Consider the following 22,309-nt stretch of genomic DNA (forward strand, 5'->3'; position numbering starts at 1 on the left):
GCGTCAACCGCGCGTGATCACGGCACAGGCCAGGCGCGCGCCCGAATTGCCGGTGGGTTGCGTGGTGTAGTCGTCCGGGTCCTTGTGCACGATCAGGCCGCGGCCCACCACGCTGTTGGGGCCCTGGTCCAGTGCCAGGCCACGCGACACGAAGTCTATGCTTGCCATGCCTTGCGCATCGGAACGCAGGCTGGGCAGGTCGCCCGTGTGATGGGTCGCAGAATCGAAGCGGCCATGGGCCTGGCCTGTGGGGTTGAAGTGGCCGCCCGCGCTCAGGCCGTCGGGGCTGGAGCAATCGCCTTTTTCATGGACATGAAAGCCATGCTCGCTGTTCGGCGCCAGCCCCTGGACCGAACCCTGCACCCGCACGCTGCCATCGGCCTGGGGGGTGAACTGCAAGCTGCCGCTGACCTTGCTGCCTTGCGTGGGCTGCAACTGGGCCATGGCCACATTGCGGACAGCGGGGGCTGCGGTAACAGCCGCCGGGACGGACGCTGCGGCTGCAGCAGGAGGCTTGGCCTGGCTGCTGCAGGCACCCAGGGCCAGCACCATGCCGGTAGCCATCAGCAGCTTCACGGCGGCGGACGGGGTGGCGGGCTGCGAAGTGGCGGCGTGGCTGGATTGGGAAGCGTTCAAAGGCATGGCGGCAATCTCCTGGTTGGAATGGGAACTGAAAAAATCACGGGGCGCACGGCGCGCAGCCGCCATCATGCCGCTTGCGATACGGTGGCCATGTCGGAGAGCACAGCGTTCTGCGCCCGTGTGCGGCGATGGCGTCAAACGGGGCCCTGCAGCGCGCCTGCATCGGGCTGGCCCGCGTAGCTGAGCAGGCGCTGGAGCGCGCGGTCACGGATGCCCAGGCGCTTGAGCTCATCGAAGGTCGCGCGCGCATAGTCATGCGTGCTGCCATAGATGCCCTTGGCCTCGCTGAAGATGCGGCGATAGTCCTCGGGAGCCAGCTCGCCCGTGTGATTGGGGCTTTGCCGGGACAGCGTGAACGCCAGCGCCTGCACCGTGCCCTGGCCGGTGCGGCAGGGCAGCCAGCGCGGGTCATAGACGGCATTGGCCATCTCGCGCTGCCACAGCTTTCTCATGACGTCATGGCCGTGGTGCCGGGGAATGCGGAACACCATGCCCTGGCAGCTGCCGCCGGACAGCATGCCAAACACCAATCCAGGATTCTGGGGCGTGCCGCGATTGATGGTGCTCCACATCTTCAGCGCCCTGTGCCAGCCAAAGACACGCGCCGTGCGGCGTTCGCAGAAATCGAAATCCGGTCGCCAGATCAGCGAGCCGTAGCCAAAGATCCAGAGATCATCGCTCCCGCCCCATCGGTGCAGCGCCTCGTCCAGCATGGGCTGGGACTCTCGGCGGGCGAATGAAAATTCTGGCAGGGCGGACATGGGCGCGACAGCATGAAAGAACAATGACGTTTTAACGCCTGGACGCGCAAACGGTGCACAAGCGCCTGCGTTGCCCTGGCAAGGTCGGTCTTTTGTCTCTGCAGCGCCACAGTTGCAGCCGAGCGGCAGCGCAGGGCTCGGGCAGGGCGCAGGGGCGTTGACGGCGGCCCTCTACAATCGGCCGGTTTTTCGCAGTCTTTCAGGTTTCCTTCAACAGCTCATTCACGGAGAGTGCTTCATGTCCTTCAGTCAATCCGACGACGATAGCCAACAACGTTTTGCCCTGGGCTTTTTGTTTGCGCTGATTGCGCTCGTCGTCTCCACGGTCGTTGGTGTCGTGGTCTACCAGCGCGGCATTGCGCACGGCCCTGCAAAAACGGCCGCTGGCGCCACACCTGTGCCAGCCATGGCGCCCGTGGTCGTGGAGGAAGACGTGGCACGTGTCGTGGTCGAAAACGGCGTGGTCAAGTTCTACTTCGCATCGGCCAAGGCCGAGCTGGCCGCGGGTGCCAATGAAGCGCTGGCCGACGTGGTCGCCGGTGTGCAGGGCGGCAAGCGCGCCGTGATCTCGGGCTACCACGACGCCACGGGCAGCGCCGAACTCAACGCCGAGCTGGCCAAAAAGCGCGCCTTGGCAGTCCAAGCCGCCCTGTCCGCGCTGGGCGTGGCACAGGACAAAGTCGAACTCAAGAAGCCCGAACAGCTGCAGGCTGACGGCAGCAACGCCGAAGCCCGCCGTGTGGAAGTGATCCTGGTGGACTGAGCCTTGCCGCTGTAAACGGCCAAAAAGAAAAGGCCCGGAGCGATTGACGCTCCGGGCCTTTTCTTTTTGAGGGCTGCGTGGATCAGGAATTGCGCAGCGGGTCGAACTTCGCGTCACCGTCAGGCTGGGTCCCGGCGTGGGCGCGCGAATTTTCTTGTATGAGTTCGATTTTGTAGCCGTCCGGATCCGTGACAAAGGCAATCACCGTGGTGCCGCCCTTGACGGGACCTGCCTCGCGCGTCACGTTGCCGCCACAGGCCCTGATCTTCTCGCAGGCGGCATACGCGTCTGGCACGCCAATGGCGATGTGGCCATAGGCCGAGCCCATGTCATAGGCCTCGGTGCCCCAGTTGTAGGTCAGCTCGATCTCGGCCTGGCCTGGGTTGCCTCCCTCGAAGCCCAGGAAGGCCAGGGAGTACTTGTACTCGGGGTTCTCGGAGGTTCGCAGCAGCTGCATGCCAAGAACCTGTGTGTAGAAATCGATGGAGCGCTGGAAGTTGCCAACGCGCAGCATGGTGTGGAGGATTCGCATCCCTGGATTGTGCCGGGATTCCGACATCTCTTCAGCCGTCCGCCAAGCGCCGCAGTGATTTCATCGCGCACAGGCCTGGCACCTTCCCCGCAGATCGGGCGCTTCGGGTCCGTGCATCATCCAGCCCGAATTCATTCAACCATTGATGCAACTGTCTGTTGAATTCTAGGAGTGGAGCCTAGGACTGGCACCCGATTTTTCGTCAATAACACTTACAAATCAGACAAATCTTAGATTTTTAGCTTAAAAAATCAGACAAATCCAATTAAATCCTAGTAGCCGGCTGCCTAGAATAGGAATGTTCTTCGTGGAATTATTTTAATTATTGAGTTATGAAAAACTTCGTCTTGCGGATATTAATTGCCGATGACCATCCGGCAGTTCTAGCAGGCATAGAAAGTGTTTTGGAGGATAAGCGTGAAATAGAGATTGTAGGTAGAGCGAAAAACTCCACGGAAATCATCAGCTTTCTGAGGAACAACGAATGCGATGTACTGGTGACCGATTATTGCATGCCCGGTGGGACCTACGGCGACGGTCTGGTGATGCTGAATGTCATTCGCAAAAGATTCCCAAGTGTCAAGATCGTCATGCTGACAATGATCGAGAATATTGGAATCATGAAATCTCTTACCAGCCAAGGAATCTACAGAATTGTGCATAAAACTGATTCTTTGGGAAGTCTGCTGCCCGCCATCTACGCTGCATACACAGATGGTCAATTCATATCGCCCAGTGCAAGCAAGCTCCTGGGAGGAGAATGGTTGGGTGCGGTGCGCACATCGATAGAGCTTTCAAAACGGGAGGAAGAGGTTCTGCTTCTTTTTATCTCCGGCCTGACGGTGTCCGAAATAGCAAAAAAACTCTACCGCAGTATCAAGACGGTCAGCACGCACAAGGTGGCAGTCATGAACAAACTGGGTATACGCAAGGATATTGATCTCATCCGCTATGGAATTGAGATGGGCTGGATTGACGTCAGGAAATAGGAGCAGAAATGCGTCGTCATGGCCACAGGCGCTTCGGCTGAGTTCTATGCCATCGGCAGCTTTCCTGCAAGATTTCTGTCATTACATGAGGAGATTCACAGCCTGTTTTATGGTTGTATCTTGATGCCCAGATGGAAACATATAAAAAAGAGGCTGGAGAAAAGGAAGAACTCCACCTTCTATCCAAATATAACAAGACACTGCTTTTTGGTGGTGGCTTGGTTTTTTCTCTTCTTGTCATTGTTGTGGCAATGCTTGCAGCCCTGTTTGAGTTCAATGACTTCATAGAGGAAAGAAAAGCGGTATTTCAGAGCAAGAGAACCAGAATTCTGGCGGAAATAGAAACAAAGCAAATAATTATGATGCGCGGAATAATTGCATCAGAGTTGCTTTGGAGGCAGCCACATACATCTCATCCTGGTGTCTTTGGCGGGGTAGATGCCGTGATGGCAGGTGTGAGTCCTGTGGTGTTGCTTGAGGATAATACTGGCAATAATTTGCACAAGCATTACAGGGATATGTTGGGGGAGTTGGCATATCTGGCAAATTCCAGATTTCTTCAAAATGGGAGAGCAATATCCGCCTATGTCTTCAGCCCGGACAGATCGTTCATAGGCGTCCTTGTGCCGCAGGTGCCGAACGAGCATGAGCGGGAAAACATGCTGGTGAGACTCAGGGCGCAGATTTCGACTTTGCCTGAAGCTGAACGTACCATAGTTCCGTCGGGCCAGCTGCGCCATCCCATATGGTTGCCTCCGGGAAAAAGCATTCTGACTGGGGAGATGTCATTTCAGATTGTTGTCTCGGCTTTCCACGACGGCAAGCCATTTTTCACTGTAGTGAGCGACATGCCTACTCAGTATATTGAGAGCCTGATGCAACAGGGAGAAGACAGGAACTCCTTCTTTATTGTTGATTCTCAAGGCAACGTTGCGTTGGGTGGGAAGGAAACCGGCTATGCCGTAGATGATTTTTTTGCTATCGAGGCGTCGAAATTTAACGGCGGATTGATGAGTCGATATATTTTGAGCAAGTATGGTGCGATCTACAGGGGTGGATATTTTTATTATTATTCAAGGATATCAAATACGAACATGATTCTTCTCCAGATTTTTTCCTGGAAAGATGCTGTGTATTTGAATGGGAAGTCTCTTGTATATTTGCTGTTTTCATTGTTGTTCATCATTTTTTTCTGGTGTTTTTTGATATATTTCTATGGCAGGGTGTTTATTCCAATATATGGGAAGGCCAAGGATGTATTCGACTCGGAGCATCTGAGTCGAACCATCATTGCCATGGCACCTTATGGACTTGGTCTTCTTGACTTCAAGGAAAAGAAGATGCTGCTGGAAAACAGCATGATGTACAAGTACAAAGAAAGCATGGTGTTGGACGAAAAGACCTCTGGTGAGCGGTTGATTGAATATTTTCTCAGGTTCTACGGTGAGAAATATCTGGATGGGAAGAAGAATGATTATTTTCCAGTAGTCAGCGAGGTCGTGATTTCTTGCGATGGAACGATTGCAGAGATTTCAATGATCATGGTGAAGGCAAAATATCAAGGGAGGCATGTCCTGCTATGTGGATTTGCTGATATCACTGCGCACAAGCAGGTGCAAAGAAATCTGGAAGATGCCAAAAAGGCGGCAGAAGAGGCAAACAAGGAAAAATCTTCTTTTCTTGCCGCCATGAGCCATGAGATACGTACGCCACTGAATGCAATATTGGGTAATCTGGAAATATTGGGAAGAAGCTCTATGTCAGAAGAGCAGCAAGCCAGGCTCGCCACCATATCATCTTCATCCCATTCTCTTTTGACCCTGTTGAATGACGTCCTGGACTTCTCCAAGATCGAGTCTGGTCAGATGAGTGTGGAGTTGGCCAGCTTTGATATCAAGTCTGTGATTCGGCAGGTGGCTGCCATTTACAAGCCGCTGGCTGCGGAATCGGGAATAGGATTTTCCTTGATCATTGATGATTCACTGAAGGATGGATATATAGGAGATGGTGAAAGAATAAAACAGATACTGAACAATCTTCTCAGCAACTCGTTGAAATTCACCAAGGCTGGCAAGATTGATGTATTTGCATCAGACAGGGTGGGTGAGCTGAAGATCAAAGTGTCAGATACCGGGATAGGCATTCATCCCTCACAGCATGCGTTCATCTTTGATGCATTCAAGCAGGCAGGCTCGGATATAGCAGCGGAATTTGGTGGTACGGGGTTGGGCCTGACGCTGTGTCAGCGTATGGCACATCTCATGGGCGGGGAAATCAGGTTCTTCAGCGTGCTGGGAAAAGGCAGCATTTTTGAATTGACCTTGCCCGCATGCCACGTCCAGCCTGTTCCTGCTTCCTTGGGGTGGGGCGATGGTGAAGTCGTGCTTGCGGGCAATAAAGGCGAGGGTCACTGCGCAAGGATTCTCATAGTCGATGATCACCCGGTCAACAGGCTGCTGCTTCTGGATCAGCTGGAAATCATCGGTTTCGAGGCGGATTCTGCAGAAGGTGGAGAGTCCGCTTTGCACATGATGTCTCAGAATATCTATGACCTTGTTCTTACGGATCTGCAAATGCCCGGCATGAGCGGTTACGTGCTTGCCCAGCGCATCAAGCAAAATCATCCGGAAATTCCTGTGGGAGCAATAACGGCACATGCAGGCAAGCAGGAAAAGTTCAAATGTGCACAATTTGGCATCGTGGATATTCTTGTCAAGCCCGCCTCCTTGAAGAGCATCAAGGAATTCATTGAAAAAAATATAGCAAAGTCTGGCAATTGCCTCGCTGAAGCCGAGAAAGTTCTGGGTAGTAGATTGCCTTATCGTGACGTACTGATTTCAGCAACCAAAAGCTCATTGGATGCATTGAGAAAGCATCTGCTGCAAGGTGACTTGATGGCTGTGCACCGTGAAATTCACGCCATGAAAGGGGCATTTGCGGTGGCTGGGTTGAAGCAGAGGGTGGAAGATATGGACCGATTGTCATCGCTTGTCAGTATGCGGCAGTTCCGCGCAGTCGATGATGCTTTGAATGAACTGCTGGAGAACCTAGGAGATATCTGATGAGCCGCGGTGCAATGATGCTGCACTGAACGATTGTGTTTATTCCGTTGATGGTGATATAGCATGTTTTCCATTATGAATCATAGAAAAGATTTAAATATATCCGTATTGCTGGCCGATGATCATCCTGGAATCATCTCCGGCATCAGGCATGAGCTGTCTTCTGAACTGGAAATCCTCTTGAAGGCCAGTGTTTCAAATTCAACCGATCTGGTGAAAAAGCTGGATGAGGGTGGTTTTGATGTGCTTGTGTCGGATTACTCCATGCCTACGGGTCAATACGGGGATGGCTTGAATCTGTTTGGCTATATATCCAGAAGATTTCCAAACCTGGGTTTGGTGGTTCTGACCATGCTGGACAATTCAGCCATTCTCCAGGCGCTGGGCAAGGTGTCAAACATCAGCATCGTGAGCAAGGCGGACCCTGTGTTGCATCTGGTTCCAGCCATCCACGCCGCCTATACAGGAGGGACATACTTCTCCCCCGCCATTTCCGAGCGACTGGAAAAGATGAATGCGAGTGTCATGGGAGGCGAAGGAAGATCGCCGGGGGTGCTCAGTCCCAAGGAATCTGAGGTGGTAAGACTCTATGCGGCCGGTCTGCGTATCGACGAGATTGCAGCCAAGCTGAACAGAAGCAAGAAAACCATCAGCACCCAGAAAGTCAAGGCCATGCACAAGCTTGGAATTGAACGAGACATTGACCTGATGAAGTATGCCCTCGAGTGCGGATGGGTGACCTCGTCAAGATCTCAATGATGACCGGTTCTTCATCTGCCGTTCAAGTTCCAGATTTCTTCCAGGAGCTGGTCAAGCTGCAGCTCCAGCGCCCATAGCGACTGTCTGTGCTGCATCAGTCCATCATGGTTGATGCCGTTTTCCAGGCTAGCGCAGCGTATCGACAGCTCAGTCAGGTCAAAAAATCGCAGTGAACCGGAAAGATTGTGCAGCTCCCTTTGCACATCCTTGCGATTTTTGCTGGATTTGATGATCGCCAGCGAAGAACAAGCAGACTCCAGAAAGGCCATTCTGATGGGGGCTGGGATTTGTTGAAAATGGGCGACGTCATCAGTCGATGAAACGCGGCTGCTGTTGGCGGGCCGGGACTGGACGGCCAGTTGCAGTGCATCAAAGACGCCCTGCAGCGAACGCCAGGAAACTTCGATGATGCGGGCGTTGATCACCTTGGGTCGCAGGGGATGCTCAGCTTCGCATTCGATGATGCTTGCGGCTGCCGCCACCAGGCGGTTTTCATCCTTGGGGTTCCAGGAGGTTTTCGGTCCGCAAAGCACGACAACCCGGAATTTCTGAAGGCGATCCTGGCGAATGGCCGTGGGATGGTGACAGGCGGTGGTTTCCAGGCCCCAACTTTTGAGGTGTGGCAGTAGATGGGCGTGCAGTTCATCGGATGACGAGATGAACAAAACCTGCTCGCCTGAAAATGACAAAGCGGAGGCGGGTGGCTCTTCTGTGACGGCTATCGATTCAGTGGCAGTCGACAACTTTTCAGAACGGTATGGTGTGGATGCACTGTCCAAGGTGGATGTCTGTTTTTTCATGGGTGGCCGAGCGTCTGGAGCCGGCATCTGCAGCCAGTCATTCGCTTCAGATCAGGCTGGAAGATTGAACCACGGCATCCATCCATGGTGCATGTTTAAGGGCATGTCCATGGAGCATCCTTGTTTCACCAGCGCGGCGTCTGACCGTAGAAGCCCGAGGCCCAGGAATTCAGGTGCGGCAGGAAGTAACGCCACAATGAAAAAAGCCCGCAGAGAACTGCAGGCTGTTTTCATGGAGGCGTTTGTCCAGGACTTCAGATGGCGAACTGGGCGCGATCCTTGTCCTTGATCCAGGCGGGGGGCTTGCCGCGTCCGGTCCAGGTGTCACCGGTCTCGGGATTGCGGAACTTTGGGGCCACGGTAGAGGGGGCGCGGCGTGCCGTGAAGATGTCGTCGGCAGTCAGGCCGTAATCCTGAACCAGACCGCGAATCTTGGCGATCACATCACTGACTTCTTGCTTGCGTGCTGTCTGGATCTGGGCTTCAAGTGCTTCGCGCTGTGCCAGAAGTTCTTTGTATGTGTTGCTCACGGTGGTTTGCCTTTCATGGATTGAAGCGCGAATATTAACGGTTTTTTAAGAACAAGTTTGCATGCTTTCGATTATTTTCTCCGATGACTGCCATTGGCCGTCCTGACCGTGTTCAAAATGATCGGTCAACGCCAGGTAAAGGCCATGCAAAGAGCCGGCAGTTGTGGAGTGCTGCATGTTACGGCGCGCTTCAAAATCCTGCATGTCCTCGCTTTCAGGCTTGAAGCGCCATGCTTGAGCCGGGCGTGTGATCGGCTGCGAAGGATCCGGGCCTATTGAAAGCTGGTGTGAAAAGCGATGCTGCGATCAGACTGCGCCGCACATTGGAAAACCTTGAAGTCCAGCCTGTACGCTGTTTGCCAACGGCGTTGCGTGGTGGGTGGATGGGGTGAGGCGAAGGTTAGCGAGCAGGCTGCAAGCAAAAAACGGAGGTGTTGTCGTCCCGTGACATCCTTCGCAAAAGACGCTTGTTCTTGCCTGGAAAACTGTTTATTCATACAGTATGATGCAGGCATGAGCATCGATCAGATCGCCTTCGCACTCCCCGCAGTCCTTGCCGTCTGGCTGTCGCAGTCCCGTTCCGCCGCACTGCGGCGGTGGGCCTGCCTTCTTGGCCTGGGATGCATTCCTTACTGGATATATGTTGCCCTGTTGGCCGGGCAATGGGGCATGCTGGCCTTGGCAGGCGCAGTTGCGCTGGGCTGGCTCAAGGGACTTTGGGTGCATTGGCTGACACCTCGTCGGCGTGAGGCCATGGGCTCGGGCCTTGGCACCATCCAGATCACGCCGGGCACCCGTTGACAGCTGGCTGCCGGCCAGCGCCTTGTGTTCATCGATGCTGCAGGCGGGCGCGTGTTTTGTGGATGCTGCGCATGGCGCGTTCGTAAATTTCAAGCGTTCTCACTGGAATTTGATGCAGATAAAAGCCGAGTGTTTTGCTCGGTTGGTGTGAGGGCCGCGCCGATGCGCCGGCTGCCGAGATGGTCTGCTGTCTTTATGCCCGGCCGTGCATGGCTGCAAGATTTGGCCGGGCCATGATGCAGGGATTCCTGCCGCTTGTGCACTGCGGTGGTGCACATCTTTCAGGTCCTGGTGCAGGTTTTCAGATCGGCTGGTAGCGCTGTGTCTTTCTGGATATTTCCGATTTTTGTGCTTGGTTTTGTGAGTAAAAAGCCACGGAGTTTGTTGGTCTGTGCAGGTCCTTGGATGGCTGCGAACTGGCAGTGATAGGCAAGCCCCAGGCATAGAATCGTTTGCATACAACAGGCAGTCATCTATCAGAGTTGCCTCTAAAAACCACGTGAAAACAGCCCACCCCGTTGGCGGTGGGCTTTCTTTTTCGGGCTTGGCCGCGGCGAGTCCGTCGCCTGATTTTTCAGTGCGCACCTATGGTTTGCACCTGTTGTCAACCACAAGGTTTGCACACGATGAAATTCACTCTCAACCAACAAGAGGTCGAGATCCAGGGCGTCAGCCCGGAGACGCCACTGCTTTATGTGCTGCGCAACGACATGCAGCTCAACGGCCCCAAGTTCGGCTGCGGCCTGGGCGAATGCGGCGCATGCGCCGTGCTGATCGACGGCAAGGTGGCCCGCTCCTGCTCCGTTCCCGTGAGCGTGGTCCAGGGCATGAAGGTCACGACGCTGGAAGGCCTGTCCCAGGACGCGACCCAGGCCGAGCACGCCCGCGTGGCGCGTGACTGGGAGGCCGCCCATCCGGCCGCCGTGCCGGGGATGCCTGCCGGCAAGCCCGCAGCCGATGCACAGGGCAAGGCTGTCTACCGACTGCACCCTGTGCAGCAGGCGTTCATTGACGAGCAGGCCGCCCAGTGCGGCTACTGCACCAACGGCATGGTCATGGCCCTGGTGGCCTTGTTCGACCACAAGCCCACGGCCACCGACGAGGAAGTCACCCAGGCCCTGGCTGGCCACCTGTGCCGCTGCGGCACGCATGTGGAAATCATGCGTGCGGCTGCTCGCGCCCGCGTGCTGATCGCCCAGGGAGGTGCAGCATGAGTGCATCCACCCCCCTTCAACTGACGCGCCGCAACCTGCTCAAGCTGGGCGGCATGGTCATGGTCAGCTCGGTGGCGGCCGCTGGCCTGGTGGCTGAAAGCACGGGTACGGCGCCCGCCGTGGCCGGCGCCTTCCCCATTCCCCCCATCGACCGGGTGAGCAGCTTCATCGCCATTGGTGCGGACGGCAGCGTCACGGCCTACCACGGCCACGTGGACCTGGGCACGGGCATCCGTACCTCGCTGGCGCAGCTGGTGGCCGATGAGCTCGATGTGCAGTTCGAGCACATCACCATGGTGCTGGGCCACACGGGCCGCACGCCCAACCAGGGGCCCACCATTGCCAGCAACACCATCCAGGTCGATGCCATTCCCATGCGCAAGGCCGCCGCCCAGGTGCGCCAGCTGCTGCTGGGCCTGGCTGCCGAGAAGCTGCAGCAGCCCGTGTCCGCACTGACCACGTCCAGGGGCGCGGTGGTGGCCAAGGGCGGGCGACGCATCGGCTACGGCGAACTGGCCCAGGGCCAGGACCTGAACATTGCGCTGGACAAGGAGGTGCCGCTGCGCACCGGCGGTTTCAACTACATCGGCAAGTCCGTGCAGCGCGTGGACATTCCGGCCAAGGTGCTGGGCGCGCTGGCCTATGTGCACGATGTGCGCGTGCCCGGCATGCTGCACGGCCGCGTGGTGCGCCCGCCCTACGGCGGGGCCGACGCTTCGGCGCCGCTGGGCAGCAGCCTGATTTCGGTGAACGAACAGTCCGTGGCCCATCTGCCGGGCATCGTCAAGGTGGTGGTGCAGGGCGATTTCGTGGGCATCGTGGCCGAGCGCGAAGAGCAGGCCATTGCTGCCATGCGCCAGCTGGAGGTGAAGTGGAAGGACTGGGCCGGCGTGCCCGACCTGTCGCTGAACGCCATGCACGACACCCTGGTCAAGCACGAGAAGGCCGACCGCATGCTGCGCGAGGACGCGGGCATTGACGAGGCCTTCTCGGGCGCCAGGAAGGTGATCGAGGCCGACTACGTCTGGCCCTACCACCTGCATGCCTCCATCGGCCCGTCCTGCGCCGTGGCCGAGGTGTCCGCCAGCCAGATCCAGGTCTGGACCGGATCGCAGAACCCGCACGACGTGCGCAAGGACATCGCCACGCTGACCGGCATGGCGGCCGACCAGATCAATGTGACGCGCCTGGAAGCCTCGGGCTGCTATGGCCGCAATTGCGCCGACGACGTGGCATCCGACGCCGTGCTGCTGTCGCAGGCCGTGGGCCGCCCGGTGCGCGTGCAGCTGATGCGCGAGCAGGAAGCCGCCTGGGAGCCCAAGGGCACGGGCCAATTGATCCGCGTGCGCGGCGGCCTGGACGAGAACCATGCCGTGCTGGGCTATGAGCTCAAGACCTGCTACCCGTCCAACGACGCGGCGGCCCTGGCCCTGATCCTGACGGGCAAGGTGCCCAACAAGCCCAAGGTGCTGCAGATGGGCGACCGTACGGCCATCCCGCAGTACGAGTACCCCAGGATGCGCGTGGTCTCGCAGGATGCGGCGCCCATCGTGCGCGCGTCGTGGATGCGCGGCGTCTCGGCCCTGCCCAACGTCTTTGCCCATGAGTGCTGGATCGACGAATGCGCCTATCTGGCCGGCGAAGACCCGCTGGCCTACCGCCTGCGCTACCTGAAGGACCCGCGTGCCGTGGCCCTGACGCACGCTGCGCACAAGCAGGCCGGCTGGCAGGACGGCCCGGCGCACCGCAACCCCGCGCCGGCCGACCAGCGCCTGGTCAAGGGCCGCGGCTTTGCCTATGCCCGCTACTACCACAGCAAGTTCCCTGGCTACGGCGCGGCCTGGGCCACCTGGATCTGCGACGTGACCGTGGACCGCGAGACCGGCGTGATCAAGGTGGACAAGGTCTTCGTGGCCCATGACTGCGGCGAGATGGTCAATCCGGCCGGCGTGCGCCACCAGGTGCACGGCAACATCATCCAGTCCACCAGCCGCGTGCTCAAGGAGTACGTGACCTTCGACAGCAAGGGCGTGACCTCGCTGGACTGGGGCGGCTACCCCATCCTGCGCTTTGACGAGCTGCCCGAGATCGACGTGCAACTGGTGGAGCGCCCGGGCGAAGACCCCATGGGCGCGGGCGAATCCGCCTCCGTGCCCAGCGCCGCCGCTGTCTCCAACGCCGTGTTCGACGCCACCGGCGTGCGCCTGCGCGAAGTGCCGTTCACCCCGGCACGCGTGCTGGCCGCACTCAATGCAAAGGCTGCCGAAGCAGCCCCGGCCGACAAGGCACAGAACTGAGAGCGGAGGACTGGAACATGCACACACTCAAGAAAATCACCCTCGGCGTGGTCGGCCTGGCCGCCGTGGCCGGCGCCGCCTTCTGGCTGGCCACGGGCCGCAGCGAAATCGCGCCCCTGCAGCAGATCCCGGTGCAGGAATTCAGCCAGCAGCAGATCGACCAGGGGCGCCGCCTGGCCCACATGGGCGACTGCGCGGTCTGCCACACGGCCCCGGGCGGCCAGCGCAACGCAGGCGGCCTGGCCATGCCCAGCCCCTTCGGCACCATCTACTCGACCAACATCACGCCCGATGCCGAAACCGGCATCGGCCGCTGGTCGTACGAGGCCTTCGAGCGCGCCATGCGCCATGGCGTGGACCGCGAGGGCAACTACCTGTACCCCGCCTTCCCGTACACCGCATTCACCCGCGTGACCGATGAGGATATGAAGGCGCTGTACGCCTTCCTGATGACCGAGCCGGCTGTCTCCAACGAGGCGCCCAAGACCGCGCTGAACTTCCCGTTCAACGTGCGCCGTGGGCTGGCCCTGTGGAATGCGCTGTACCTGGAGCCGGGCGAGCAGCCCGCGCCCGCCAACCAGTCGGGCGAGTGGATTCGCGGCGCCTACCTGGTCGAAGGCCTGGGCCACTGCGCTGCCTGCCACTCGCCGCGCAACCAGTTCGGCGCCGAGAAAAAGGGTGCCGACCATCTGGCCGGTGCCTTCATCGACGGCTGGGATGCCCCTGCGCTCAACGACAAGGCCGTGGCCCCGCTGCCCTGGACGCGCGAGGACCTGGTCCGCTACATGCAGACCGGCTTCTCGGAGCGCCACGGCGTGGCCGCCGGCCCCATGGCGCCCGTGATCGAAGGCCTGTCCCACCAGTCGACCGAGGACATCAGCGCCATGGCCACCTACCTGATGTCGTACCGCAAGCCTGTGGCCGATGCCGCTGGCACGGGTGACGCCGAGGCGCTGGTGAAGGAAAAGACCGAGGTTGCCAAGCTGCCGGTCGACGCCCAGGGCTATCGCCTGTACCAGGGCGCCTGCATGGCCTGCCACCGCGCCGACCCCAGCGGCGTGCTGGCCGGCAGCAGCTTCGGGGTGCGTCCCCAGCTGTCGCTGAACACCAACCTGTACAGCGATTCGCCGACCAACGCCATCCATGTGGTGCTCAACGGCATCACGCAACCGGCGCGGCCGCAGCTGGGCACCATGCCCGCCTTCCGCCACAACCTCAGCGACGAGCAGATCGCCACGCTGCTCAACACCATGCGCAGCCAGTACGGCCTGCAGCCATGGTCCGGCCTGAGCGACAAGGTCAAGGCCCTGCGCGAGGAAACACGCCCCGGCAAGGTGGCGGCGCACTGAGCCTGCGCTGCGTCATCTGCGCAGCCTGTGCGCTGCGCTAGGATGGCAAGGGACCGCTGTGCCCACAGCGGTCCCTTTTTTTATGGTGACCCGCAAGATGACAAGCCCCATGCACGATTTCCCCCTGCTGACCGACGCCGACCGCCAATGGCTGGACGCACGTGCCGAGGCCCTGGATGCCGGCGACGGCGAGGCCACGGCCGCCGTCGTGCCCTACCTGGCCCGGGCCGGGCTGCTGGGCCACGGCTTGGCTGATGTCTTGGGAGGGCAGGGCGGCAGCGCCGGCGATGCCATCGAGGCGATTGCCCAGGTGGCCATGCACTCCATGTCCGCCGCCTTTGCCTTCTGGGGCCAGCGTGTGCTGATCGAGATGCTGGCGAACACCGGCAATGCGGCCCTGCGCGAGCGCTGGCTGCCCGCGCTGCTGGCGGGCGAGGCGGCCGGTGCCTCGGGGCTGTCCAACATCATGAAATTCCTCAGCGGGCTGGAGGCTCTCAACATCCGCGCCACGGCCCGGGAAGGCGGCGGCTGGCTGCTCAACGGCAGCGTGCCCTGGTGCACCAACCTGCGCGGCCCCCGCTTTCTGGCCGCCATTGCCGTGGCACGCGACGATGGCGCGCCGCCCATGATCGTGGCCCTGCCGTCCGACCGCCCCGGGCTGGAGCGCTCACCGGATCTGGAGTTGATCGCCCTGCGCGGCACCAATACCGCCGCCTTGCAACTGAAGGACGTGGCCATCACCGAAGACGATCTGCTGGCCGAGCGCGCCGGCGGATTCCTGCCACGTGTGCGGCCGGCCTTCCTGGGCATGCAATGCGGCCTGTCCATCGGGCTGGCGCGTGCGGCCTGCGCGCAGGCCGCCTCGCGCATGGGGCCGGGCGGGCATGTGCTGCAGCAGCCGCTGGACGATACCCGCACCCACCTGGAGCAGGCGGTGGCTGCACTCAAGGCTGGTGTAGAGGCCGGCGATTTCGTGGAGGCGCCCGAACGGCTTTTCGCGCTGCGCCTGGCCTTGCACGACTGCGTGCAGCAGGCCATGCAGCTGGAGCTGCAGACGGCCGGCGGCCGCGCCTACAGCCTGGATGCGGACCATGGCTTTGCCCGCCGCTGGCGTGAATCGGCCTTCATCCCCATCGTCACGCCCAGCGTGATCCAGTTGCGCGCCGAGCTGCAAAAACTGCAAAAGCACGGCGCCTGACGGCTCAGCCCGCCTTGGCTGCGGGCTGCAGCGCCGTGTCCAGCAGCAGCAAGGCGGCTTGCACTGCAGCCAGCAGCCGTTCGCGCGGCACGCCATCGCGGGCTTGCACGGAGATGCCGTGCAGTTGCGTGGCATAGAAATCCCCCAGCGCCTGCACATCGGTGCCGGCGCGCAACTCGCCTTCATCCAGCGCGCGCTGAAGGCGGTCGATCAGGGACTGCGTGCGCTGGCGGCGGTGTTTGGCCAGCCAGGCGGCGACTGCCTCGTTTTCCTCGGCGCAGTTGGTGGCGGCGGTGACCACCATGCAGCCCAGCGGATGGGCATCGTCCGTATAGGTGGCCACGGCATCGCGCAGCACGCGGGCCAGGGCGTCGCGCACGCGCGGCTCCTGGGCCATGGCGCGGTCGGCAAAGCCGCCATCACCGGCCTCGTAGCGCTGCACGGCCTCGCGGAACAGGTCCTGCTTGCTGCCGAAGGCCGCATAGATGCGTGCCGACGCAATGCCTAGCGCCTGCACCAGGTCGGCCATGGACGTGCCCTCGTAGCCGCGCCGCCAGAACGCCAGCATGGCGCGCTCCAGCGCCTGGTCTCGGTCGAATTCCCTGGGTCTTCCGGCCATCTTCCTCATCCTTCTCAACAGTCAGGGCGGCATCTTAGCGGCGCCGTGATGCTGTCTTGCATCGGCTTCGCAAAAGCAGCTGCATTGGCGTGATACCATTCTTTGTCGATTAACAAACAATAGCTCAACGCAAGGAAACCACATGCAGACCATCAAGGGCCCAAGCCTTCATCTGGCGCAGTTCGCCGACAACAAGGCACCGTTCAATTCCCTGGAAGACATCGCACGCTGGGCGGCCGGCGTAGGCTTCAAGGGCCTGCAGATTCCCGCCTGGGACCAGCGCCTGTTCGACGTGGCCACGGCCGCCAGCAGCCAGACCTATTGCGACGATGTCAACGGCATGCTGGCCTCGCACGGCCTGGTGGCCAGCGAGCTGACCACGCACATCTTCGGCCAGCTCGTGGCCGTGCATCCGGCCTACGACGCCATGTGCGACAGCTTTGCGCCCGAGGCGCTGCGCGGCAATCCGGCCGCACGCACGGCCTGGGCGCTGGAGCAGCTCAAGCTGTCGGCCAGTGCATCGCGCCGCATGGGGCTGAGCGACATGGGCACGTTCTCGGGCTCGTTCGCCTGGCCCTATCTGTTCCCGTTCCCGCAGCGCCCGGCCGGCCTGATCGAAACCGCCTTCGAGGAGCTGGCGCGCCGCTGGCGCCCCATCCTCGACGCCTGCGACGAGCAGGGCGTGAACCTGTGCTACGAAATCCACCCCAGCGAAGACCTGCACGACGGCACCAGCTTCGAGCGCTTCCATGAGCTGGTGGGCCAGCACGCGCGCTGCAAGATCCTGTTCGATCCCAGCCATTTCGTGCTGCAGCAGCTCGACTACCTCGACTACATCGACATCTACCGCGAGCACATCCGCATGTTCCATGTGAAGGATGCGGAGTTCCTGCCCAGCGGGCGCCAGGGCATCTACGGCGGCTATTCCTCGTGGCTGGAGCGGGCAGGGCGCTTCCGTTCGCTGGGCGACGGGCAGGTGGACTTCAAGGCCATCTTCTCCAAGTTCGCCCAGTACGACTACCAGGGCTGGGCCTCGCTGGAATGGGAGTGCTGCCTCAAGGACCAGGAAGACGGGGCACGCGAGGGCGTGGACTTCATCAACCGCCACATCATCCGCGTGACCGACAAGATCTTCGACGACTTCGCCGGCGCCCCCGTGGACCAGCGCCAGATCAACGCCATGCTCGGCATCGCCTGAGCACGCCCGCAGCCAAAGAACCTCAAAAAGAATCCAACAATGAACGCTTTCACATCGAACGCCCTGCGCAGGCAGGAAGACCGGGCCCACGAGTTCTCGCACGACTATGTGCGCATCGACGGCCGCCGCATCCACTGCATCACGGCCGGGCAGGGCGCGCCCGTGCTGCTGATCCCGGGCTGGCCCCAGACCTGGTATGCCTGGCGCCATGTGATGCAGGCACTGGCGGCACAGGGCTTCCAGGCCATTGCCGTCGATCCGCCGGGCACGGGCTTTTCCGACCGGCCCGACACCGGCTACGACACGGGCTCCATTGCGCTGACCCTGCACCGCGCCATGCTGGCGCTGGGCCATGAGCGCTACCAGGTCGCCGGCCACGACGTGGGCATGTGGGTGGCCTATGCGCTGGCCAGCGACCAGCCGCAGGCCGTGCAGTCCCTGGCGCTGACCGAGGCCGTGATCCCCGGCCTGGCGCCCGAGCCCAGCATCTTTGCGCCGCCCGAGCAGAACATCTTCCTGTGGCACTTCATGTTCAACCAGCTGGCCGACCTGCCCGAGACCCTGATCGCGGGGCGCGAGCGTGCCTACCTGGAATTCATGTTCAACCGCTGGTCGCTGCGGCGCGACCGCGTGGCCGTCGACGTCTATGTCGATGCCTATGCGGCGCCCGGTGGCCTGCGCGGCGGCTTTGCCTACTACCGCGCCATTCCCGAAACCATTCGCCAGAACCGCGAGCGTGCGCTGCGCCCGCTGGCCATGCCCGTGCTGGCCATTGGCGCCGAGCACGCCACGGCCGATGCGCCGCTGGCCACGCTGCGCGGCCATGCCGATGACCTGTCGGGCGTGATCGTGCCGGGCTGCGGCCACTTCATCATGGAGGAAGCCGCCGAGCCCTTCATCGCCGAGCTGCTGCCTTTCCTGCAAAGGACGCTGTGACCATGGGCCTGGATGCTGACATTGCGCGCTATCTCGCCGAGCTGGCGCAGGCAACCCAGGCCGTGGCCCCGCCCACGCCGCCCACGCTGGCGGCGCTGCGCGAGGCCACCGACGCCGGGCTGCGCGCCCTGCATGGCCCGGCCGAGGCCGTGGCCCGCACCGAAGACTTCACGCTGCCCGCGCGCGAAGGTGCGCCGCTGCGCGTGCGCATCTACCGGCCGCTGGCCTCGGACACACCCACGCTCCAGCCCGCCCTGGTCTTCGCCCACGGCGGCGGCTGGTGCCTGGGTTCGCTGGAGGTCTACGACAACCCCTGCCGCGCGCTGGCCGCGGCAACGGGCGCCGTCGTGGTCTCGGTGGACTACCGGCTGGCGCCCGAGCACCGCTTTCCCGGGCCGCTGCATGATTTCTGCGATGCCATTGCCTGGACCTTTGAGCAGGCCGATGCGCTGGGCCTGGACCGCAGTCGAATCGGCGTGGCCGGAGACAGCGCGGGCGGCAATCTCGCGGCCGCCGCCTGCCTGCTGGCGCAGGACAAGGGGGGCTGGGGAGCGGCGGGCGCACCGGCCATCGCCCACCAGCTGCTGCTGTACCCGGCACTGGACGCGGCCATGGATTCGCCGTCGTTCCACCAGTTTGCAGAGGGTCACTACCTCACCCGTGCGGCCATGGAGTACTGCTATGGCGCGTACCTGGGCGATGCGGCTCCGGGGCGGCAAGAACTTGTCTCTCCGCTGCGCGCGGAACACCTGGCAGGCCTGCCCCAAGCCACGGTGATCAGCTGCGAATACGACCCGCTGCGCGACGAGGCCGAAGCCTATGCGCAGCGGCTGGCGCAGGCGGGCGTTGCGGTGAAGTCCGTGCGCCTGCCCGGCATGGTGCACGCCTGCATGCACATGCTGGGGCTGGCTCCCGCATCACGCCGCCTGTTTGACGAGGCGGGTGCCGCCGTGCGCCAGGCTTTCGGCACGGCCATCGGCTGAGGGTTGCCGGGTGCAGGTCAGGCCTGTGCCAGGAACACGGCCACCAGCGCATTCGCATGGCCGTGGCCCATCTGGTGCTGGGCCTTGAGCCAGCCCACCAGTTCCATGTGCTTGCGGGTGTCCTGCTGCTGCAGCAGATCCATCCAGTGCGCAATCGGCTGGCCGTAGGTCTTCTCTATGGAGGGGAAATACGAGGCCGGTCCCTTGACCTTGCTTGTCTCCGTCATGGTGTTTCCTTCCGTGGCGTGGTGAGTGCGGATGGGTCAGGTCAGGAACAGCACGTCCTTGTGCTGCGGCGCAGGCGGCAGCACCTCGCCGGTCAGCTCGCGCAGCGTGGCCTCGATCATCTGCGACATGGCGTCCAGCGCCAGGTCGTTGGGCGCCGTGCCGAAGGGCTCCTCCAGCTCGGCGCCCAGAGCCTCCAGCGCGAAGAAGGTGTAGGCGATGAAGGCCACGATCACCGGCGTCATGAAGCCGATGGAATCCACCAGGCCGAAGGGCAGCAGCAGGCAGTACAGGTAGATGGTGCGGTGGATGATCACCGCGTAGGTGAACGGAATCGGCGTGCCCGCAATGCGCTCGCAGCCGCCCAGCGCCTCTCCCAGCTTGCACAGCGGCGCCTCCATGGCCGGCACCAGCACGGGCTGCAGGCTGCCGTCGTGGCGGCGCGCCTGCAGCCATTCGCCGGCCATGAGCAGCAGCACGGCGGGCTTGAAGCGCGCCGTGGCCAAGCGTTCGCAGTCGGCGGCGGGCAGCAGCCGGCGCATGTCGGCTGCGGCATCGGTGCCGCGCAACTGGTGGCGCAGCGCATGCACGAAGGCCGCCAGAACCATGGCCAGGGCCGGGGCGTGCTGCGGTGCGTCGGCCAAGGTCCGGGCCTGGCGCACCAGGGAGCGTGTCTCGTTGAGCAGGGTGCCCCACAGCGTGCGCGCCTCCCAGTAGCGCGCGTAGCTGGTGCTGTTGCGAAAGCCCAGGAAGATGGCCAGCGTCAGCCCGATCAGCGAAAACGGCACGAAGTTCAGCGGCACCTTCCAGGCAAACAACTGGCCGTGCAATGCCGTGACCAGCACGGCGAACAGGGTGGCGGCAATCAGCTGGGGCAGGATGTCGGGCAGCACGGAGCCGCGCAGCACGAAGAGCATGCGCAGCCAGTGGGGATGGGGCCGGATGATCATGAAAGCCTGCTCCGTGATGGAAAAGAGGGCGCAAGAGGATGCAAGAGGGCGCAGCAGCCCCGCAACTCTAACCGCCCTGGGCAGCCAGTGCGCCACCTGTGCGCCACCCGGCGCGCGCTGGCTGCGGCTTCAAAGATCGCTGCCGTGGTTGCCGTCTGGCTGGAGAAGGGCCTGTGCCGTGACCCCTGCTGCCTGCTCCGCCTGCCATGCCGTGCGCATGGAAGAGGGCGCCACCGTTGCGCGCGGGGATGGCTGGCTGGTGATGCGGCCCAGGCTGATGAAGCCGGCCAGGTGCTCGCCGTCTCCCAGGCCCAGTGCGGCGTGGATGGCCGGATCAAAGCAGCGCTCGCCGCTGAGCACGATGGCGCCAAAGCCCAGCTGGTGGGCAGCATTGAGGAAGTTGCCCAGGGCAGCCCCTGCGGCCAGCCATTGCTCGCGCACGGGAACACGCGAGCGCGGCTTGGGAGAGACGATGAAGGCCAGCAGCGCCGGTGCGCGCGTTGCATGCTCGCGGGCGCGACGGATGTCATCGGCGGGGGCCAGCGGGTCGCGGCGTAGTTTTTCCTGCTCGAACAGAGCAGCCAATGCTGCACGCTGATGGCCTGGAAACTCCAGAATGCGCCAGGGATGCAATGCACCATGATCCGGCGAACATAGCGCGGCCTCGATCATGAGGTCCATGTCGCCGCTGTCCGGCCCCGGCTGGCCCAGCCGCCTGGGTGAGATGGAGCGGCGCGCCAGCAGGGGCGCCAGGCCGGCCCGCTTGCGCGTGTCGGCAAAGCAGTGCTTGAGCGCATCCACCGCCTGGGCGAACTGCCGGGCCCAGGCCAGCACCTGTTCGCCCTCCTGCGTGAAGCCCTGGAAGGGGCGGCCCGCGCGCACCAGCGCGTGGCCAAACTCCGCCTCGGCCGAGCGTATGGCCAGGAACAGCTCGTTGTCGGAGATGCCGCAGGCCTGTGCCGCGCGCGCCCAGTCGCGCTCGTGGTCCAGGGCCAGCAGATGGGGGATGTATTTTTGCGTCAAGTCGGTTCTCCAGCACAGCCCTGCGGATTCCGACGGGCTCCGAGGGGGCGAGTGCTCCATGAATGGCTTCGTTATATCCGAAAAAATACAATGAAATCCGTCACCCCAGCTTGAACCGGGGCCTGGTGCGGCTTGCGGGCCTGCCGCCCATGCCTTCATACGGGATTGAACCGATTGCGCAAGCCCCGGTACTACAATCCCAAGCCATGTTGCATGCCATCCGGAACCCCTCCATGCGGAGCGCCTTGCTGCTGCTCATCATGGTGGCGCAGCTGCTGATACCGCTGCTGCACAGCCATTTCGGCACTCCGAACCAGGCCGGCCTGCACATCCACGCGGCGCCGTCGCGCGTGGCCGACTCGCATTTCCACCTGTTCGTGGCCCACGGCTCCTTTGCCGATGTGGATGAAGACCATGTCGAGCCTTTCGAGGTCGATGTGCAGGACGCCATACAGCCGCTGGACCTGCTGCCCATGCCCTTTCTGGCCGTCATCGGCCTGGCCTTGCTCACCCTGGGCCTGCGTGCCGCGCGCATGCGCTGCATTGCGCCCCGGCCCGCCTTGCCGCTGCAGCCCATGCGCCTGAGTCCGCGCTGGCGCGGGCGCGTGATACGGCCTTCCCCCGCCCAGGCACCGCCCCTGGCTTCCTGACCTCCCCGGCCTGCTCCGCAGGCCCGCC

Annotated in this window: 22 protein-coding genes; 13 read left to right on the forward strand and 9 right to left on the reverse strand. The window is 61.9% G+C overall.

Annotation, left to right across the window (positions count from 1 at the left end; genetic code table 11):
* Window positions 1–3: 3 nt before the first annotated feature.
* Both A9976_RS30280 and A9976_RS30285 read right to left on the reverse strand, forming a co-directional pair.
* Window positions 4–642, reverse strand: a complete 639-nt coding sequence (locus A9976_RS30280; protein ID WP_183022034.1) for a superoxide dismutase family protein — start codon at window positions 640–642, stop codon at window positions 4–6.
* A 134-nt stretch (window positions 643–776) separates the two neighbouring features.
* Window positions 777–1,403 carry a gamma-glutamylcyclotransferase gene (locus A9976_RS30285; RefSeq protein WP_183022035.1) on the reverse strand — a complete coding sequence of 209 codons (627 nt, stop codon included), beginning with the start codon at window positions 1,401–1,403 and terminating at the stop codon, window positions 777–779.
* 238 nt (window positions 1,404–1,641) lie between these two features.
* Here A9976_RS30285 and A9976_RS30290 point away from each other — a divergent pair, with 238 nt between their 5' ends.
* On the forward strand, window positions 1,642–2,166 hold the full coding sequence (locus A9976_RS30290) for an OmpA family protein (protein WP_183022036.1): 525 nt from the start codon (window positions 1,642–1,644) through the stop codon (window positions 2,164–2,166).
* 82 nt (window positions 2,167–2,248) lie between these two features.
* On the opposite strand, the gene gloA is transcribed toward A9976_RS30290, so the two are convergent.
* A complete protein-coding gene (gene gloA / locus A9976_RS30295) occupies window positions 2,249–2,698 on the reverse strand; it encodes a lactoylglutathione lyase (RefSeq protein ID WP_220808962.1) in 450 nt (149 codons plus the stop codon).
* Between the two features lie 332 nt (window positions 2,699–3,030).
* On the opposite strand from gloA, the gene A9976_RS30300 reads away from it, so the two are divergent.
* From A9976_RS30300 to A9976_RS30310, 3 genes are all read left to right on the forward strand, one after another.
* Entirely contained in the window at window positions 3,031–3,687 is a 657-nt protein-coding gene (locus A9976_RS30300; RefSeq protein ID WP_183022038.1) for a response regulator transcription factor, read from the forward strand.
* 131 nt (window positions 3,688–3,818) lie between these two features.
* Window positions 3,819–6,749 (forward strand): response regulator, encoded by a 2,931-nt coding sequence (locus A9976_RS30305; RefSeq protein WP_183022039.1) that lies wholly within the window; start codon window positions 3,819–3,821, stop codon window positions 6,747–6,749.
* Window positions 6,750–6,812: 63 nt separating this feature from the next.
* On the forward strand, window positions 6,813–7,508 hold the full coding sequence (locus tag A9976_RS30310; RefSeq protein ID WP_259649366.1) for a response regulator: 696 nt from the start codon (window positions 6,813–6,815) through the stop codon (window positions 7,506–7,508).
* Between the two features lie 11 nt (window positions 7,509–7,519).
* Here the strand turns inward: A9976_RS30310 and A9976_RS30315 are convergent, their stop codons facing one another.
* Together A9976_RS30315 and A9976_RS30320 are read right to left on the reverse strand one after the other, a co-directional pair.
* On the reverse strand, window positions 7,520–8,287 hold the full coding sequence (locus A9976_RS30315; RefSeq protein ID WP_259649368.1) for an Hpt domain-containing protein: 768 nt from the start codon (window positions 8,285–8,287) through the stop codon (window positions 7,520–7,522).
* A gap of 275 nt (window positions 8,288–8,562) precedes the next feature.
* The gene (locus tag A9976_RS30320; RefSeq protein WP_183022040.1) at window positions 8,563–8,838 is read right to left on the reverse strand and encodes an H-NS family nucleoid-associated regulatory protein; all 276 of its coding nucleotides are present in this window, start codon (window positions 8,836–8,838) and stop codon (window positions 8,563–8,565) included.
* Window positions 8,839–9,351: 513 nt separating this feature from the next.
* Here A9976_RS30320 and A9976_RS30325 point away from each other — a divergent pair.
* From A9976_RS30325 to A9976_RS30345, 5 genes are all read left to right on the forward strand, one after another.
* The gene (locus A9976_RS30325) at window positions 9,352–9,639 is read left to right on the forward strand and encodes a hypothetical protein (RefSeq protein ID WP_183022041.1); all 288 of its coding nucleotides are present in this window, start codon (window positions 9,352–9,354) and stop codon (window positions 9,637–9,639) included.
* 626 nt (window positions 9,640–10,265) lie between these two features.
* Window positions 10,266–10,853, forward strand: a complete 588-nt coding sequence (locus A9976_RS30330) for a (2Fe-2S)-binding protein (protein ID WP_183022042.1) — start codon at window positions 10,266–10,268, stop codon at window positions 10,851–10,853.
* Entirely contained in the window at window positions 10,850–13,150 is a 2,301-nt protein-coding gene (locus A9976_RS30335) for a molybdopterin cofactor-binding domain-containing protein (protein ID WP_183022043.1), read from the forward strand. Before A9976_RS30330 ends, A9976_RS30335 begins: the two co-directional genes overlap by 4 nt.
* Before the next feature lie 17 nt (window positions 13,151–13,167).
* Window positions 13,168–14,499, forward strand: a complete 1,332-nt coding sequence (locus A9976_RS30340; RefSeq protein ID WP_183022044.1) for a cytochrome c — start codon at window positions 13,168–13,170, stop codon at window positions 14,497–14,499.
* Window positions 14,500–14,581: 82 nt separating this feature from the next.
* Entirely contained in the window at window positions 14,582–15,697 is a 1,116-nt protein-coding gene (locus A9976_RS30345; RefSeq protein WP_183022045.1) for an acyl-CoA dehydrogenase family protein, read from the forward strand.
* 4 nt (window positions 15,698–15,701) lie between these two features.
* Here A9976_RS30345 and A9976_RS30350 read toward each other — a convergent pair whose 3' ends face one another.
* The gene (locus A9976_RS30350) at window positions 15,702–16,316 is read right to left on the reverse strand and encodes a TetR/AcrR family transcriptional regulator (RefSeq protein WP_183022046.1); all 615 of its coding nucleotides are present in this window, start codon (window positions 16,314–16,316) and stop codon (window positions 15,702–15,704) included.
* Window positions 16,317–16,458: 142 nt separating this feature from the next.
* On the opposite strand from A9976_RS30350, the gene A9976_RS30355 reads away from it, so the two are divergent.
* Genes A9976_RS30355 through A9976_RS30365 form a run of 3 tightly spaced genes read left to right on the forward strand, consistent with a single transcriptional unit; the run spans window position 16,459 to window position 19,433 of the window.
* Window positions 16,459–17,514, forward strand: a complete 1,056-nt coding sequence (locus tag A9976_RS30355; protein ID WP_183022047.1) for a sugar phosphate isomerase/epimerase — start codon at window positions 16,459–16,461, stop codon at window positions 17,512–17,514.
* 39 nt (window positions 17,515–17,553) lie between these two features.
* Window positions 17,554–18,450, forward strand: coding sequence for an alpha/beta fold hydrolase (locus A9976_RS30360; RefSeq protein ID WP_183022048.1), 897 nt, complete (start codon window positions 17,554–17,556; stop codon window positions 18,448–18,450).
* 2 nt (window positions 18,451–18,452) lie between these two features.
* Window positions 18,453–19,433, forward strand: coding sequence for an alpha/beta hydrolase (locus A9976_RS30365; protein WP_183022049.1), 981 nt, complete (start codon window positions 18,453–18,455; stop codon window positions 19,431–19,433).
* 17 nt (window positions 19,434–19,450) lie between these two features.
* On the opposite strand, the gene A9976_RS30370 is transcribed toward A9976_RS30365, so the two are convergent.
* The 3 genes from A9976_RS30370 to A9976_RS30380 form a co-directional block, all read right to left on the reverse strand.
* Window positions 19,451–19,660, reverse strand: coding sequence for a DUF4287 domain-containing protein (locus A9976_RS30370; protein ID WP_013802290.1), 210 nt, complete (start codon window positions 19,658–19,660; stop codon window positions 19,451–19,453).
* Between the two features lie 36 nt (window positions 19,661–19,696).
* A complete protein-coding gene (locus A9976_RS30375; protein ID WP_183022050.1) occupies window positions 19,697–20,608 on the reverse strand; it encodes a bestrophin family protein in 912 nt (303 codons plus the stop codon).
* 129 nt (window positions 20,609–20,737) lie between these two features.
* Entirely contained in the window at window positions 20,738–21,631 is an 894-nt protein-coding gene (locus A9976_RS30380; protein WP_183022051.1) for a nitroreductase, read from the reverse strand.
* 206 nt (window positions 21,632–21,837) lie between these two features.
* Between A9976_RS30380 and A9976_RS30385 the strand changes: the two genes are divergently transcribed.
* A complete protein-coding gene (locus A9976_RS30385; RefSeq protein WP_232245782.1) occupies window positions 21,838–22,281 on the forward strand; it encodes a hypothetical protein in 444 nt (147 codons plus the stop codon).
* The last annotated feature ends 28 nt before the right edge of the window (window positions 22,282–22,309 follow it).

The organism is Delftia sp. UME58 (assembly GCF_014170385.1).
Lineage (GTDB): Bacteria > Pseudomonadota > Gammaproteobacteria > Burkholderiales > Burkholderiaceae_C > Comamonas > Comamonas acidovorans.

Excerpts from the sequence above, each read along its gene's own strand:
- A9976_RS30280 (WP_183022034.1), bottom strand. The coding sequence starts at position 642 with ATGCCTTTGAACGCTTCCCAATCCAGCCACGCCGCCACTTCGCAGCCC.
- A9976_RS30285 (WP_183022035.1), bottom strand. The coding sequence starts at position 1,403 with ATGTCCGCCCTGCCAGAATTTTCATTCGCCCGCCGAGAGTCCCAGCCC.
- A9976_RS30290 (WP_183022036.1), top strand. The coding sequence starts at position 1,642 with ATGTCCTTCAGTCAATCCGACGACGATAGCCAACAACGTTTTGCCCTG.
- gloA (WP_220808962.1), bottom strand. The coding sequence starts at position 2,698 with ATGCGAATCCTCCACACCATGCTGCGCGTTGGCAACTTCCAGCGCTCC.
- A9976_RS30300 (WP_183022038.1), top strand. The coding sequence starts at position 3,031 with ATGAAAAACTTCGTCTTGCGGATATTAATTGCCGATGACCATCCGGCA.
- A9976_RS30305 (WP_183022039.1), top strand. The coding sequence starts at position 3,819 with ATGGAAACATATAAAAAAGAGGCTGGAGAAAAGGAAGAACTCCACCTT.
- A9976_RS30310 (WP_259649366.1), top strand. The coding sequence starts at position 6,813 with ATGTTTTCCATTATGAATCATAGAAAAGATTTAAATATATCCGTATTG.
- A9976_RS30325 (WP_183022041.1), top strand. The coding sequence starts at position 9,352 with ATGAGCATCGATCAGATCGCCTTCGCACTCCCCGCAGTCCTTGCCGTC.
- A9976_RS30330 (WP_183022042.1), top strand. The coding sequence starts at position 10,266 with ATGAAATTCACTCTCAACCAACAAGAGGTCGAGATCCAGGGCGTCAGC.
- A9976_RS30335 (WP_183022043.1), top strand. The coding sequence starts at position 10,850 with ATGAGTGCATCCACCCCCCTTCAACTGACGCGCCGCAACCTGCTCAAG.
- A9976_RS30340 (WP_183022044.1), top strand. The coding sequence starts at position 13,168 with ATGCACACACTCAAGAAAATCACCCTCGGCGTGGTCGGCCTGGCCGCC.
- A9976_RS30345 (WP_183022045.1), top strand. The coding sequence starts at position 14,582 with ATGGTGACCCGCAAGATGACAAGCCCCATGCACGATTTCCCCCTGCTG.
- A9976_RS30350 (WP_183022046.1), bottom strand. The coding sequence starts at position 16,316 with ATGGCCGGAAGACCCAGGGAATTCGACCGAGACCAGGCGCTGGAGCGC.
- A9976_RS30355 (WP_183022047.1), top strand. The coding sequence starts at position 16,459 with ATGCAGACCATCAAGGGCCCAAGCCTTCATCTGGCGCAGTTCGCCGAC.
- A9976_RS30360 (WP_183022048.1), top strand. The coding sequence starts at position 17,554 with ATGAACGCTTTCACATCGAACGCCCTGCGCAGGCAGGAAGACCGGGCC.
- A9976_RS30365 (WP_183022049.1), top strand. The coding sequence starts at position 18,453 with ATGGGCCTGGATGCTGACATTGCGCGCTATCTCGCCGAGCTGGCGCAG.
- A9976_RS30370 (WP_013802290.1), bottom strand. The coding sequence starts at position 19,660 with ATGACGGAGACAAGCAAGGTCAAGGGACCGGCCTCGTATTTCCCCTCC.
- A9976_RS30375 (WP_183022050.1), bottom strand. The coding sequence starts at position 20,608 with ATGATCATCCGGCCCCATCCCCACTGGCTGCGCATGCTCTTCGTGCTG.
- A9976_RS30385 (WP_232245782.1), top strand. The coding sequence starts at position 21,838 with ATGTTGCATGCCATCCGGAACCCCTCCATGCGGAGCGCCTTGCTGCTG.